The 14,832-nt window shown below is 64.2% G+C and carries 12 protein-coding genes and 1 tRNA gene; 1 reads left to right on the forward strand and 12 read right to left on the reverse strand.

Translation table 11 applies throughout. The annotated features are described in order from the left end of the window. Window positions 1–32: 32 nt before the first annotated feature. From rpoB to tuf, 10 genes are all read right to left on the reverse strand, one after another. Entirely contained in the window at window positions 33–4,157 is a 4,125-nt protein-coding gene (gene rpoB / locus LRC39_RS16780) for a DNA-directed RNA polymerase subunit beta (protein ID WP_107356139.1), read from the reverse strand. Window positions 4,158–4,623: 466 nt separating this feature from the next. After that, a complete protein-coding gene (gene rplL, locus LRC39_RS16785) occupies window positions 4,624–5,001 on the reverse strand; it encodes a 50S ribosomal protein L7/L12 (protein ID WP_107345091.1) in 378 nt (125 codons plus the stop codon). 55 nt (window positions 5,002–5,056) lie between these two features. Beyond that, complete coding sequence (gene rplJ / locus LRC39_RS16790; protein ID WP_107345092.1) at window positions 5,057–5,575, reverse strand: 50S ribosomal protein L10; 519 nt, start codon at window positions 5,573–5,575, stop codon at window positions 5,057–5,059. Window positions 5,576–6,389: 814 nt separating this feature from the next. After that, entirely contained in the window at window positions 6,390–7,340 is a 951-nt protein-coding gene (locus tag LRC39_RS16795) for a 2-hydroxyacid dehydrogenase (protein ID WP_346295004.1), read from the reverse strand. A gap of 100 nt (window positions 7,341–7,440) precedes the next feature. Beyond that, window positions 7,441–8,130: a 50S ribosomal protein L1 gene (gene rplA, locus LRC39_RS16800; protein WP_012496664.1), complete on the reverse strand. Its 690-nt coding sequence runs from the start codon at window positions 8,128–8,130 to the stop codon at window positions 7,441–7,443. Window positions 8,131–8,137: 7 nt separating this feature from the next. Then, window positions 8,138–8,566, reverse strand: coding sequence for a 50S ribosomal protein L11 (gene rplK / locus LRC39_RS16805; protein WP_107345094.1), 429 nt, complete (start codon window positions 8,564–8,566; stop codon window positions 8,138–8,140). 214 nt (window positions 8,567–8,780) lie between these two features. Then, window positions 8,781–9,311 (reverse strand): transcription termination/antitermination protein NusG, encoded by a 531-nt coding sequence (gene nusG, locus LRC39_RS16810; RefSeq protein ID WP_011158817.1) that lies wholly within the window; start codon window positions 9,309–9,311, stop codon window positions 8,781–8,783. A gap of 16 nt (window positions 9,312–9,327) precedes the next feature. Beyond that, entirely contained in the window at window positions 9,328–9,516 is a 189-nt protein-coding gene (secE, locus tag LRC39_RS16815; protein WP_012496665.1) for a preprotein translocase subunit SecE, read from the reverse strand. A 299-nt stretch (window positions 9,517–9,815) separates the two neighbouring features. Continuing rightward, window positions 9,816–9,891 (reverse strand) — tRNA-Trp (locus LRC39_RS16820). A gap of 426 nt (window positions 9,892–10,317) precedes the next feature. After that, on the reverse strand, window positions 10,318–11,508 hold the full coding sequence (tuf, locus tag LRC39_RS16825; protein ID WP_107345079.1) for an elongation factor Tu: 1,191 nt from the start codon (window positions 11,506–11,508) through the stop codon (window positions 10,318–10,320). Window positions 11,509–11,693: 185 nt separating this feature from the next. Here tuf and LRC39_RS16830 point away from each other — a divergent pair, with 185 nt between their 5' ends. Then, on the forward strand, window positions 11,694–12,917 hold the full coding sequence (locus tag LRC39_RS16830; protein ID WP_346295005.1) for a serine hydrolase domain-containing protein: 1,224 nt from the start codon (window positions 11,694–11,696) through the stop codon (window positions 12,915–12,917). 168 nt (window positions 12,918–13,085) lie between these two features. Here the strand turns inward: LRC39_RS16830 and LRC39_RS16835 are convergent, their stop codons facing one another. Next, entirely contained in the window at window positions 13,086–13,853 is a 768-nt protein-coding gene (locus LRC39_RS16835) for an SDR family NAD(P)-dependent oxidoreductase (RefSeq protein WP_107356143.1), read from the reverse strand. A 182-nt stretch (window positions 13,854–14,035) separates the two neighbouring features. Then, on the reverse strand, window positions 14,036–14,791 hold the full coding sequence (locus LRC39_RS16840) for a histidine phosphatase family protein (protein WP_107356144.1): 756 nt from the start codon (window positions 14,789–14,791) through the stop codon (window positions 14,036–14,038). Between the last annotated feature and the right edge of the window lie 41 nt (window positions 14,792–14,832).

Here is a 14,832-nt window from a genome sequence, read left to right on the forward strand (position 1 = left end):
AAAGCGCACGCCGCCGGGCTCGACGCATTGAGTTACTCGGCAGCCTCGGCCGGAGGCGGCGCCGCCAGCTTGGAGTTGTGCAGGTCGACGTTGAGGCCGAGCGAGCGCATTTCCTTGACGAGCACGTTGAACGATTCCGGGATGCCGGCCTCGAACGTGTCGTCGCCGCGCACGATCGCCTCGTACACCTTGGTGCGGCCGGCGACGTCGTCCGACTTCACCGTCAGCATTTCCTGCAGCGTGTAGGCCGCGCCGTAAGCTTCGAGCGCCCACACCTCCATTTCGCCGAAGCGCTGGCCGCCGAACTGCGCCTTGCCGCCCAGCGGCTGCTGGGTGACGAGCGAGTACGGACCGATCGACCGGGCGTGGATCTTGTCGTCCACGAGGTGATGCAGCTTCAGCATGTAGATGTAGCCGACGGTCACGCGACGATCGAACTGATCGCCGGTGCGGCCGTCGTACACGGTCGACTGACCCGAAGCGTCGAAGCCCGCGAGCTTCAGCATCTCTTCGATGTCGGTCTCCTTGGCGCCGTCGAACACCGGGGTGGCAATCGGCACGCCGTGGCTGAGATTGCGGCCGAGTTCGAGCAGCTCACCATCGTCGAGCGACTTGATGGTCTCGTCCTCGCCGTAGATCTTCTTCAGGGTCTCGCGCAGCGGCTTGAGATCCTGGCTCTGGTAGTAGGTGTCGATGGTCTGGCCGATGCGCTTGCCGAGGCCCGCACACGCCCAACCCAGATGCGTCTCGAGGATCTGACCGACGTTCATGCGGCTCGGCACGCCGAGCGGGTTCAGCACGATGTCGGCGTGAGTGCCGTCCTCGAGGAACGGCATGTCCTCGATCGGAACGATCTTCGACACAACACCCTTGTTGCCGTGGCGGCCGGCCATCTTGTCGCCCGGCTGGATCTTGCGCTTCACCGCGACGAAGACCTTGACCATCTTCATCACGCCGGGCGGAAGTTCGTCGCCGCGCTGCAGCTTCTCGACCTTGTCGAGGAAGCGCTGCTCGAGGCCCTTCTTCGACTCGTCGTACTGCTTCCGCATGGCCTCGATTTCGGCCATCAGCTTGTCGTTCGGCGCCGCGAACAGCCACCACTGCGACTTCGGATACTCCTCGAGCTCCGCGCGGGTGATCTTGGTGTCCTTCTTGAAGCCCTTCGGACCGGCGATGCCCTGGCGGCCGTCGAGCAGGTCGGCGAGACGGCCGTAAACGTTACGGTCGAGAATCGCCTGCTCGTCGTCGCGGTCCTTGGCGAGACGCTCGATCTCTTCCCGCTCGATCGCCAGCGCACGCTCGTCCTTGTCGACGCCGTGGCGGTTGAACACGCGGACTTCGACGATGGTGCCCTGCACGCCCGGCGGCACCCGCAGCGAGGTGTCGCGAACGTCGGAAGCCTTTTCACCGAAGATGGCGCGCAGCAGCTTCTCTTCCGGCGTCATCGGGCTTTCGCCCTTCGGCGTGATCTTGCCGACCAGGATGTCGCCGGCGCGGACTTCGGCGCCGATGTAGACGATACCGGCTTCGTCGAGGTTCTTCAGCGCTTCTTCCGACACGTTCGGAATATCGCGCGTGATTTCCTCCGGACCCAGCTTGGTATCGCGGGCCATCACTTCGAACTCTTCGATGTGGATCGAAGTGAAGACGTCTTCCTTCACGATCCGCTCGGAGAGCAGGATCGAGTCTTCGAAGTTGTAGCCGTTCCACGGCATGAACGCGACGAGCACGTTGCGGCCGAGCGCGAGCTCACCGAGATCGGTCGACGGACCGTCGGCGATGATGTCGCCCTTCTTGACGTGGTCACCGACCTTCACCAGCGGACGCTGGTTGATGCAGGTCGACTGGTTCGAGCGCTGGTATTTCATCAGCCGATAGATATCGACGCCCGACTTGGTCGGATCGAGATCCTCGGTGGCGCGGATAACGACGCGGGTCGCGTCGATCTGGTCGATCACGCCGGTGCGGCGCGCGGCGATCGCCGCACCCGAGTCACGGGCGACCACGCCTTCCATGCCGGTACCGACGAACGGCGCCTCGGCGCGAACCAGCGGCACCGCCTGGCGCTGCATGTTCGAGCCCATCAGCGCGCGGTTGGCGTCGTCGTTCTCGAGGAACGGGATCAGCGCCGCGGCGACCGAAACCAGCTGCTTCGGCGACACGTCCATGTAGTCGACCTGGTCGGCCGGCATCGGAACGACGTCGCGGGTGCCACCGGCGCGGCAGACCACCAGATCGTCGGTGAACTTGCCCTTGGCGTCGAGCGACACGTTGGCCTGAGCGACCGCGTAGCGGCCCTCTTCCATCGCCGACAGATACACCACCTCGTCGGTGACGCGGCCTTCCTTGACCCTGCGGTACGGGGTCTCGACGAAGCCGTATTTGTTCACGCGGGCGAAGGTCGCCAGCGAGTTGATCAGACCGATGTTCGGACCTTCCGGCGTCTCGATCGGGCAGATACGGCCGTAGTGGGTCGGATGCACGTCGCGGACTTCGAAGCCGGCACGCTCGCGGGTCAGACCACCCGGGCCGAGCGCCGACAGGCGCCGCTTGTGGGTGATCTCCGACAGCGGGTTGGTCTGGTCCATGAACTGCGAGAGCTGCGACGAGCCGAAGAACTCGCGCACCGCCGCCGCCGCCGGCTTGGCGTTGATCAGGTCCTGCGGCATCACGGTGTCGATGTCGACCGAGCTCATCCGCTCCTTGATGGCGCGCTCCATGCGGAGCAGGCCGATGCGGTATTGGTTCTCCATCAGCTCGCCGACCGAGCGCACACGGCGGTTGCCGAGGTGGTCGATGTCGTCGATCTCGCCCTTGCCGTCCCGCAGGCCGACCAGGGTCTTGATCACCGCCAGGATGTCTTCCTTGCGCAGCGTGCGATGGGTATCGGGCGCATCGAGGTCGAGGCGCATGTTCATCTTGACGCGACCCACGGCCGACAGGTCGTAGCGCTCGGCGTCGAAGAACAGCGACTGGAACATGTTCTGCGCGGACTCGAGAGTCGGCGGCTCGCCCGGGCGCATCACCCGGTAGATGTCGAACAGCGCGTCTTCGCGCGTCATGTTCTTGTCGGCGTTCAGCGTGTTGCGGATGTACGGGCCGACGTTGACATGGTCGATGTCGAGCAGCGGCAGTTCCTTGTAACCCTGCTCGTTCAGCATCTTCAGCGTCTTGTCGGTGATTTCCTCACCGGCTTCCGCGTAGATTTCACCCGTCTTCGGATTGACCAGATCTTCGGCCAGGTAGTTGCCGACGAGTTCCTCGTCGGACATCCGCAGCGCCTTGAGGCCCTTTTCCTGCAGCTGGCGGGCGGCACGCACGGTCAGCTTCTTGCCGGCCTCGAGCACGACCTTGCCGGTGTCGGCATCGATCAGGTCGTTGACGGTCGAGTAGCCGCGGAAGCGGTTGACGTCGAACGGCACGCGCCAGCCGTCCTTGGTCCGCTTGTAGAGAATCTTGTTGTAGAAGGTCGACAGGATCTCTTCGCCATCGAGGCCGAGAGCGAACATCAGCGACGTCACCGGCAACTTACGGCGACGGTCGATACGCGCATAGACGATGTCCTTGGCGTCGAACTCGATGTCGAGCCAGGAACCGCGATACGGGATGATGCGGGCGGCGAACAGCAGCTTGCCCGACGAATGGGTCTTGCCCTTGTCGTGGTCGAAGAACACGCCCGGCGACCGGTGCATCTGCGAGACGATGACGCGCTCGGTACCGTTAACGATGAAGGTACCGTTCATCGTCATCAGCGGGATGTCGCCCATGTAGACATCCTGCTCCTTGATGTCCTTCACGGAGCGGGCGCCGGTTTCCTCGTCGATATCGAACACGATGAGGCGCAGCGTCACCTTCAGCGGCGCAGCATAGGTCATGCCGCGCTGGCGGCACTCATCGACGTCGTACTTCGGCGGCTCGAATTCGTAGCGAACGAATTCGAGCATCGAGGCGTTGGAGAAGTCCGAAATCGGGAAGACCGACCGGAACACCGCCTGCAGACCCTCGTCTGGACGTCCTCCGGGAGGTTCGGCGACCATCAGGAACTGGTCGTAAGACGCCTTCTGAACCTCGATGAGGTTCGGCATCTCCGCGACTTCCCGGATGTGACCGAAAAACTTGCGAACGCGTTTGCGACCGGTGAACGTCTGCTGCGCCATCGTGGCCTCTCGTTTCGTCGCCCGGTGGGGCGAACCTTCCGGAGCGCGAGCCGCCTCGCCCCCGGGTTGAATACCGAACATCCGAAATTCAGGAGCCAGATTTCAGGAACTAAATCCTAAGTCGGCTCAGCACTAATTCCGAACGCAAAATGACGCGCGGGGCGCTGCCGCACCCGCCCGTCGAAAACCTCATCGTCACAGACCGAAAAAGCCCGAAATTGCCGATTCTCCCAGAGGCTGCGCGGACACATTACCACGTCCTCGCGCCTGCGCTTTCGTGCTGCCGGACCAATATGGGACGGCAATGTGGAGATTCGAGGGGTTGTCCCCGCGTCTTTCCACACATTCCTGTGACGGCTCGTCCGGGCACACCGCAGCCCGCCTCGCCGTTGCCGCCCGGACCCGAAGGCCCGAACCGCGATCGTGCCGGACCCGGGGAGACCCGGGCCCGGCCAAACCGATCGGCTTACTTGAGCTCGACCTTGGCGCCAGCCTTCTCGAGCTGGGCCTTGATCTTGTCGGCTTCTTCCTTGTTGACGCCTTCCTTGAGCGGCTTCGGAGCGCCTTCGACCAGATCCTTGGCTTCCTTGAGGCCCAGGCCGGTGATGGCGCGGACTTCCTTGATCACCTCGATCTTCTTGTCGCCGGCCGAGGCCAGGACAACGGTGAAGTCGGTCTTCTCTTCCGCCGGAGCAGCGGCGCCACCGGCGCCCGGAGCAGCGGCAACCGCGACGGCCGCAGCGGCCGAGACGCCCCACTTCTCTTCGAGCATCTTGGCGAGCTCAGCGGCTTCGAGCACGGTGAGGCTCGAGAGGTCGTCAACAATCTTCTGCAGATCAGCCATTGAATCAGTTCCTTACGGGTATCAGTTCGAACCAGGGTTGATTGGGAGTGAAGCGTCAGGCCGCTTCGCTTTTGGAGGCATAGGCCTGAACCACGCGGGCCAGCTTCGCAGCCGGAGCGGTGGTGACCTGCGCGATCTTGGTCGCCGGGGCCTGGACGAGGCCGACCAGCTTGGCGCGCAGTTCATCGAGCGACGGCAGCGAGGCAAGAGCCTTGACGCCATCGACGTTCAGGACGGTTGTGCCCATCGAACCGCCGAGAATGACGAACTTCTCGTTCGCCTTGGCGAATTCGACGGCAACTTTCGGCGCCGCCACCGGATCGCTGGATGTAGCGATCACAGTCGGCCCCTTCAGCAGGGAGCCGATGGCTGCGACGTCGGTGCCTTCAAGAGCAATTTTGGCGAGACGGTTCTTCGAAACCTTCACCGAGGCGCCCGCCTGCTTCATCTGCTGGCGCAGCTTCTGCATCTGGGCAACGGTGAGGCCGGAATAGTGAGCGACGATCGCGACGCTGGTGGTCTGGAACAGACCATTCAGCGATTCGACCGCCTCTTTTTTTGCCGCTCTTTCCACAGCAAGCTCTCTCCGGTTGGCGGTCCCTACGAGCAGGACCACCGGGTTGCACCCACCGTCCCGCTCCAACCCGACCCCGAGGCACAAGCCTCCAAGGACACGTAGGGCGAGACGATCGTGAATTGCCTGCCCTCCCGAACCGGCTCCGGCTGATCGCCTTCGCCCGAACGGGGTGTCGAGGTTCGAACCCTATCCGCATCCCGACGCCCGTAGCGTTGGGACACAAAATCCGGTCTTCACCCGTCTATGCAGGCCGCATGATTAAGCCTTTGAGGAAACGTAAGATTCCGCTTCGGCGCCTGCAGTCTTGGACAGGACCAAGATCGTTCTGGCAAATAGTCCGGCGAGCCGGCCCATCGACCTTTCCGATCCCTGCCCGCATTCCGATCGAGCGACAGTGTTCTGCATCCTTCAGCGATCCGGGTGGATGAGTTGAAGGAACAGTCTCCTATCGATCAGGTCATTGGAATGCGCGCACGGGCGCGCCAGCCACAGCCGGCACGCCCGGAGCGGGGTGTTTAGCGAGTCTTAATGCGCTTGCCAAGAGCAAACTTCGCCAATCGGCACGATTTTGGCATAGGGGCCCACACTAGGGGCCGCGGCGGCAGCGACGAGGTGAATCCTGCCGGATCGAGCCGGGCCGCGCAAGCCTTCCGGTCGACCGACTCACCGGTCCGACAAGAGGCGCCGGCCCGCCCGCTCATCTTCAGCGAGATGGTGAGCCGAGACGACCATGTCCTTGTCGCGATTACGGGTTCGGCCGCCGGTCTGGCGGCAGTTCCGAGTCTGTCAGCGTGGCCTGAGGTCGGAGCTGTTACCCCTGCACCGGATTCGGCAGCGGCTGCCCCGCGAAGAACGCCGCCAGATTGGCGATGACGCAATCCTGCATCGCGCGGTGGGCTTCCTGGGTATGCCCGCCGATATGCGGCGTCAGCACCACGTTCGGAAACTCGGCCAGCGCATCCGGCGCGTACGGCTCCTGCGCGAACACGTCGAGGCCGGCCCCGGCGATCGTGCCATCTGCCAGAGCGGCAATCAGCGCCGGCTGATCGATCACCGAACCACGTGAGATATTGACCACGACACCGCTCGGCCCGAGCCGCTTCAGCAAATCGGCATCGATGATGTTCTCGGTATCCGGGCCGGCGCGGACCGCGACCAGCAGCACGTCGCACCACTCCACCAGTTCGGTGAGGCTGCCGATATAGGTGTAGGGCACGTCGTGGCGGCTGCGGCTGTAATAGGCGACCTCGGTCTCGAAGCCGGCGACACGGGCGGCAATCTTGCGGCCGATCTCGCCGATGCCATAGACCCCGACCTTGGCGCCGGTCAGTCCGCGCGGCGGCTTCAGCATCGGCGACGGCTTGGCGCCGGACCAGCCCCCGGCCCGCACATAGGCGTCGGCCGGCAGCACCCGCCGCATCAGCGCCAACAGCAGCGCCAGCGCCAGATCGGCGACCGCGGAGGCATTCGCCGCCGGGCTGTTGCCAACCACGATGCCGCGCTCGGCGGCAGCTTTCAGGTCGACGCCGTCATAGCCGGTGCCGTAGCAGACCACCGCGCCGAGCGCCGGCAGCATGTCGAAAGTCTCGCGACCGAGCGGCTGGCCGCCCATCGTCAGCAGCGCGCGGACATCGGCGAGCTCGGCGGCACTGAACACCTGATCGGCCGGTTTGCCGGCGGTCTCCAGAAGCTCGAAGCGCTCGGCAAATCTCCCCAGCATCGACCGCCCAAACCGCGACGCCACCAGAACCTTGTCGGCCATTTCTGCCCCTCCCGTTTTTTGTTGTTTTGCGAGCAAACAAAAAGGGCGAACGGGTTGCCCCGTCCGCCCTCTTCAAATCGTCATCGTCCGGGCAACGGACTTAGTGGACGGTGCCCGGCTCGACCTTCACGCCCGGGCCCATGGTCGAGGACACCGCGACGCGCTGAATGTAGGTACCCTTGGCGCCGGTCGGCTTGGCCTTGTTGACCGCGTCCGCGAGCGCCTTGATGTTCTCCACCAGCTTGTCGGCGTCGAACGAGGCCTTGCCGACGCCGGCCTGGATGATACCGGCCTTCTCGACGCGGAACTCGACCGAACCGCCCTTGGCACCCTTGACCGCGCCGGCGACGTCCATGGTCACCGTGCCGATCTTCGGGTTCGGCATCATGCCGCGCGGGCCGAGCACCTTACCGAGGCGACCGACCAGGGGCATCATGTCCGGAGTGGCGATGCAGCGGTCGAAGTTGATGTTGCCGGCCTGAACCTGCTCCACCAGATCTTCCGCGCCGACCACGTCGGCGCCCGCAGCCTTGGCTTCGTCCGCCTTGGCGCCACGCGCGAACACGCCGACGCGCACGGTGCGGCCGGTGCCGTTCGGCAGCATGACCACGCCGCGGACCATCTGGTCAGCGTGACGCGGATCGACGCCGAGGTTGATCGCGACCTCGATGGTCTCGTCGAACTTCGAGATGGCGCGCTCCTTGACCAGCTTCACCGCTTCGTCGAGCGGATACAGCTTGGTGCGGTCGATACCTTCCCGGATCTTCTTCAGACGCTTACCGATTGCCATGTTCGCCTTACCCCTCGACCCGCAGGCCCATCGAACGGGCAGAGCCCTCGACCATGCGCATGGCCGAATCGACGGTGTCGCAATTGAGATCCTTCATCTTCTTCTCGGCGATCTCGCGCACCTGCGCGGAGGTCACCTTGCCGACGAAGTCACGGCCCGGCGCCTTGGAGCCGGACTGGATCTTGGCCGCCTGCTTGAGGAAGTAGGACATCGGCGGGGTCTTCATCTCGAAGGTGAACGAACGATCGGCGTAGATCGTGATCACCACCGGAATCGGCGTGTTCTTCTCTTCCTTCTGGGTCTGCGCGTTGAACGCCTTGCAGAACTCCATGATGTTGAGGCCGCGCTGACCAAGCGCGGGACCGATCGGAGGCGACGGGTTCGCCGCTCCGGCCGGCACCTGCAACTTCAGGTATCCGGTCACTTTCTTTGCCATACCAACTCTCCTGTTGCCGGCGAACCGGCGGTTTCAGGTTCCGTGGTGGGGCGCTTTCCGATGACTGGCGATCACCGGCCCGCCTCCCACGTCGCTTTTGAGCAAGGCGCAAGCCCGGCTCACTCCCGTCATGCCCGGACTTGATCCGGGCATCCATCCCTCTTCAAACAAAGCGGATGGATTGCCGGGTCAAGCCCGGCAATGACAGTAACGATCAGACCTTCTCGACCTGACCGAATTCCAGTTCGACCGGGGTCGCACGGCCGAAGATCGACACCGCGACCTTCACGCGCGAACGCGCCTCGTCGATTTCCTCGACCACGCCGGAGAACGACGCGAACGGGCCGTCGGCGACGCGAACGTTCTCGCCGATCTCGAACGACACCGACGCCTTCGGGCGCTCCACGCCTTCCTGCACCTGGTGCAGGATGCGCATCGCCTCGGACTCCGAGATCGGCATCGGCTTGTTCTCGGCGCCGAGGAAACCGGTGACCTTCGGGGTGTTCTTGATCAGGTGGAAGGCTTCGTCGGTGAGATTCATCTTCACCAGCACGTAGCCCGGGAAGAACTTGCGCTCGGCGTCGACCTTGCGGCCGCGGCGCACCTCGGTGACCTTCTCGGTCGGCACCAGCACCTGCTCGAACAGATCTTCCAGGCCACGTTGCTTGGCCTGCTCCTTGATCGATTCGGCGACCTTCTTTTCGAAGTTCGAATAGGCGTGGACGATATACCAGCGCATGCTCATGGTAAGGGGCCTGCCGTCAAACGCCGAGCAACAGGCGGATCAGAACGCTGATCACCTGGTCGGCGGCAAAAAAGAAGATCGAAGCCAGCGCCACCATCACGAACACCATGATCGTGGTGATCGAGGTCTCGCGGCGGGTCGGCCAGGTCACCTTGGCGGTCTCGCTCCGCACTTCCTGCAGGAATTTGAACGGGCTGAAGGCCATCGTGTGATCCAGATCAGTCGAATGTGGGTGTTTCAGAAATCCGAACAGCCCCGGTGAACCCAACCCTGGCGAACCTCGCCGGGGATGAGCCGACAACGGGCCCAATTTTCGGGAAATCAAAGCCGCGCCGGAAATCCGTCGAAGCGGGCCGGCAGCGAGTGAGGCCTTGTATGGCGAGTTCGGCAAAACGTCAAGCTGCGCGGCGGTGGACAGAGCCGCGCACGAGACCGTCGCGGCAACCCGCCGCAGACAGAAAAGCCGTTCAGTTTCAACCAGCTGTCAGATTTACGGAGCGCGCCTGGCAGGAGTGGAGAGGCTCGAACTCCCAACCCCCGGTTTTGGAGACCGGTGCTCTACCAATTGAGCTACACTCCTAGGGCCGGCGTCGCCGCCGAACGCGCCGGTTGAAGCATAGGCACCCCCCTGCTGGCAAGTGGGATGCGCGGTTAGGCTTTGGTCTATTCCACTGCCGCGTTGGGCGCGGGCTCTGCAGCCGGCTTCGATCCGGCTCGCGCCGGGCGCGCCAGCGCACATTCCCGGTTGGCACCGGTGCCAGGCGCATTCTCGAACACGCAGCGGCTCGGTGGGGTGCCGCACACCCGGTGGAGCTCGCGGAAACCGACGCAGTGACCATCCGGCGCGCGATAGCCGGGACCGCCCCTGCAGCCGCAACCTTTGCACGGCGGCCGGTCCGGACAGGCCGCCTCGCCTGCCATCGGCCATGCCCAAGCGAAAAGAAAAGCCGCGCATACGGCAAAGCGTATGCGCGGCTTCCCCAAGCTCATCACGTCGCTCGAGTTGTTACTCGATGATCGCGGCGACGACGCCGGCGCCCACCGTGCGGCCGCCTTCGCGGATGGCGAACCGCAGCTTTTCTTCCATCGCGATCGGCACGATCAGGTGCACTTCCATCGCGATGTTGTCGCCCGGCATCACCATCTCGGTGCCTTCCGGCAGGTGCACCACACCGGTCACGTCGGTGGTGCGGAAGTAGAACTGCGGACGGTAGTTGGTGAAGAACGGGGTGTGGCGGCCGCCCTCTTCCTTGGTCAGGATGTAGGCTTCGGCCTTGAACTTGGTGTGCGGCTTCACCGAACCCGGCTTGCACAGCACCTGGCCACGCTCGACGTCTTCACGCTTGGTGCCGCGCAGCAGCGCGCCGATGTTGTCGCCCGCCTGGCCCTGATCGAGCAGCTTGCGGAACATTTCGACGCCGGTGCAGGTGGTCTTCTGCGTGTCGCGGATGCCGACGATTTCGATTTCGTCGCCGACCTTCAGAATGCCGCGCTCGACACGGCCGGTCACCACGGTGCCGCGGCCCGAGATCGAGAACACGTCTTCCACCGGCATCAGGAACGGCTGGTCGATCGGACGCTCCGGCTGCGGGATGTAGGCATCGACCTGGCGCATCAGCTCCAGGATCGCGTCGTGACCCAGCTTCGGATCCGAGTTCTCCAGCGCCGCGAGCGCCGAGCCCTTCACGATCGGAATGTCGTCGCCCGGGAAGTCGTACTTCGACAGAAGCTCGCGCACTTCCATCTCGACCAGCTCGAGCAGTTCCGGATCGTCGACCATGTCGCACTTGTTCAGGAACACCACCAGCGCCGGCACGCCGACCTGACGGGCCAGCAGGATGTGCTCGCGGGTCTGCGGCATCGGGCCGTCGGCCGCCGATACCACCAGGATCGCGCCGTCCATCTGCGCCGCGCCGGTGATCATGTTCTTCACGTAGTCGGCGTGGCCGGGGCAGTCGACGTGCGCGTAGTGACGGTTCTGCGTCTCGTACTCGACGTGCGCGGTCGAAATCGTGATGCCGCGCGCCTTCTCTTCAGGCGCCTTGTCGATCTGGTCATAGGCCGTGAACGTCGCACCGCCCGTCTCCGCCAGAACCTTGGTGATCGCCGCAGTCAGCGACGTCTTGCCATGGTCGACGTGACCGATCGTCCCGATGTTGCAATGCGGCTTCGTACGTTCAAACTTTGCTTTGGCCATCGTTCTCCATCCTTGTCGGCGCCAGCCTGGAAGGCGGCGAAACCGCGGCTGGTTACTGCGGAAAAGCACCCTGTTCAAGCCGGATTTTATGGGTCAATCTGGCGCGGAACGCCCCCGCAGGCCCGGATGACACCCGTGTGAACACCGGCGCCGGACCACAACAAAAACAGCAATCGGGAAACGCCATGACCGCGACCGCCGCCGCAACCTCCGCCCTCCCCCCGCAGACCCCGGCTTTGCCGGAGGCCAAGCCCGAAACCCTGGGGCTATCGCCGCGCCGGCTGCAGGTGATGTCGGACGCCTTCAAGCGCGAGATCGACAAGGGCACCATCCCCGGCGTCACCGTGCTGGTGTCGCGCAAGGGCAAGATCGGCTGGTTCGAGGCGCTGGGCCGGCAGGCGCCCGGCTCCGACGCACCGATGCGCCGCGACAGCATCTTCCGCATCTTCTCGATGACCAAGCCGATCGTCTCGGTCGGCATCATGCAGCTGGTCGAAGACGGCCAGATGCTGCTCGACGATCCGCTCTCGAAGTTCATTCCCGAATTTGAGAATACCAATGTCGGCATCGTGCGCGGCGGCGAACTCGAACTCGTGCCGCAGCAACGCCCGATCACCATCCAGGATCTGCTGCGCCACACCTCGGGCATCACCTACGACCACACCGGCGATGGTCCGATCCACAAGATGTACCGCGCCTCGCGGATCCGCAGCCGCAAGATCACCAACGAAGAACACGCCACCCTGGTCGCCTCGATGCCGCTGGTGTGTCAGCCCGGCGCGGCGTGGAATTACAGCCGGTCGACCGACATCCTTGGGCGGGTGATCGAAGTGGTCGCGGGCAAGACACTCGGCGCGTACCTCACCGAACGCATCCTGGCGCCGCTGCAGATGAGCGAAACCGGCTTCCACACCACGGCGGACAACAAAGGCCGGCTCGCCGAGGCGTTCCCGACCGATCCGTGGACCGGCGATCCGGTGGCGCTGTTCAACATGCTGGAAAAGCCGGTGATGGAATCCGGCGGCGGCGGCCTGGTCTCGACCACGATGGACTACGCGCGGTTCTGCCAAATGTTGCTCGACGGCGGCACGCTGGATGGGACGCGGATCATCGGCCGCAAGACGCTGGAGCTGATGGCCAGCAATCACCTCGAGCCGCACATCCCGCCGGACAACTACATCCTGCCGCCGGGCAACGGCTTCGGCCTCGGCTTCGCGGTCCGCACCCAGCCGGGCATCTCGCCGTTCCCCGGCTCGGTCGGTCAGTTCTACTGGAGCGGCATCGCCGGCACGTTCTTCTGGATCGATCCCGCCGAACAGCTGTTCGCGGTGTTCATGTCCCAAGGCCCGGGCCAGCGCGAATACTTCCGCACGCTGGTGCGGGATTTGGTGTATGCGGCGGTGGAGTAGTTACCCGCCCTCTCCCCGAGTCATTCCGGGGCGCGAGCGACAGCTCGCAAACCTGGAATCTCGACGCGTTCTGCGACGTCCCTCTCGCCCCACTACTTCGGGATTCCGGGTCTGCGCGCCTGCGGCGCGCATCCCGGAATGACGGAGTGTGTGGCGAGGAGGAGCGCCTCAACTAATCGTCGCGCCGCCGTCGATCACGAGGGTCTGGCCGGTGGTGAAGCTGCCGGCCTTGGAGGCGAGGAACACGGCGGCGCCGGCGATTTCGTCGGGTTCGCCGATGCGCTGCAGCGGCGAGCGCGCGGTGGAGTGCTTCAGCGTCTCCGGGTTCTCCCACAGTGCGCGGGCGAAGTCGGTCTTGATCAAGCCGGGCGCGATGCAATTGACGCGAATGTTGTGCACGCCGTACTCGCAAGCAAGGTTGCGGGCGAGTTGCATGTCGGCGGCCTTGGAGATGCAGTAAGCGCCGATCACGGTCGAGCCCTTCAGGCCACCGATCGAGGATACGATGGTGATCGAACCGTCCTTGCGCTCGATCATCTGCGGCACGACTTCGCTGATCAGCCAGTGGTTGGCGACGATGTTGTTGTCGAGGATCTTGCGGAACTGATCGTCGTTGATGCCGGCCTGTGGGCCGTAATACGGGTTCGACGCGGCGTTGCAAACCAGCGCGTCGATCTTGCCGAATTTTTGCGTCGCTTCCTGCGCCAGGCGCTTCAGGTCATCCTTGCTGGAGATGTTGGCGGCGAGCGCCAACGCAGTCCCGGCGCCATAGGTGTCGTTGATCGACTTGGCGACCGCGTCACAAGCATCCTGCTTGCGCGACGAGATGACTACCTTGGCGCCGTGCTCCGCCATCCGCTCGGCGATCGCCTTGCCAATGCCGCGCGACGAGCCGGTGATGACGGCGACTTTGCCGCTCAGGTCGAACAAGTTCATGCTTCTCTCCCGTTGTGATTGTTGTGAGTACATGACTTATCCGTCACTGCGAGCACACGGATCGGCGCTTCGCGCCGTCCGAGCACAGGCTCCGCGAAGCAATCGAGGTCCGTGCACGACGCTGGATTGCTTCGTCGCTTCGCTCCTCGCAATGACGGATGGCTTGGGTTCGACAATGGTGCCTACGCCAGCTTGCTGGGCGTCGCCAATTCAGGGCCCGCGGGCTGATGCATCGCGGCGTGCGACGGATCGGCGATCCACGGCTGCTGATTGACCATAGGGATCCGCCAGCCTTCGTGGCCATTGGAGGCCATGTGATCAAGCCGGGTGATCGAGCAGTTGTCGATGGTGAAGGCCAGCCCCCGCTCCGGCTGATCGCGCAGCGCGACGCCGATCGCGGCCTTGATGGTACCGCCATGCGCGACCGCGACGATGTCTTCGCCCGGATGCGCGGCGGTGATCCGCGCGATCGCACGCTTTGTACGCTCGTACAGATCCATGAAGCTCTCGCCATTTGGCGCCCGCTCGTCGATCGGCGCAAACCAGAAGGTGTCGAGATTGACCGGTAGCTTGGCGAAGAACGCGGCACGGTTGGTACCCTGCCAATCACCGAGATGCTGCTCGTTGAGATCGGCGTCCTGTGTGATGGCGTCGGGTCGCGGGAAACCGGCGGCGAAGATCGCTTCCGCGGTCATATGGGTGCGCTTCAGCTTGCTTGCGTACCACACCGCGTTCTGCGGCAGCACCCGGCTGACCGCATCGAACACCACGCGATCGCTGCAATCGCAGTCGATGTCGATCTGACCGTAGATGTTGCCGCCATCGCTGCGCACCGGCGCATGCCGCACCCACCACCACCGCGTCGCGGTGACCCCGACCGGCACCGAATGCTGTGCGACGAACGGTTTGTCGTTGGAAGACGGCGGCACGTTCGTCATGCGAGAAAATCCTTTCAATCCGGTCACAAGTCGCTGTACGT

It is taken from the genome of Rhodopseudomonas sp. P1, assembly GCF_039642825.1.
In the GTDB taxonomy this organism is placed as follows: domain Bacteria; phylum Pseudomonadota; class Alphaproteobacteria; order Rhizobiales; family Xanthobacteraceae; genus Rhodopseudomonas; species Rhodopseudomonas palustris_H.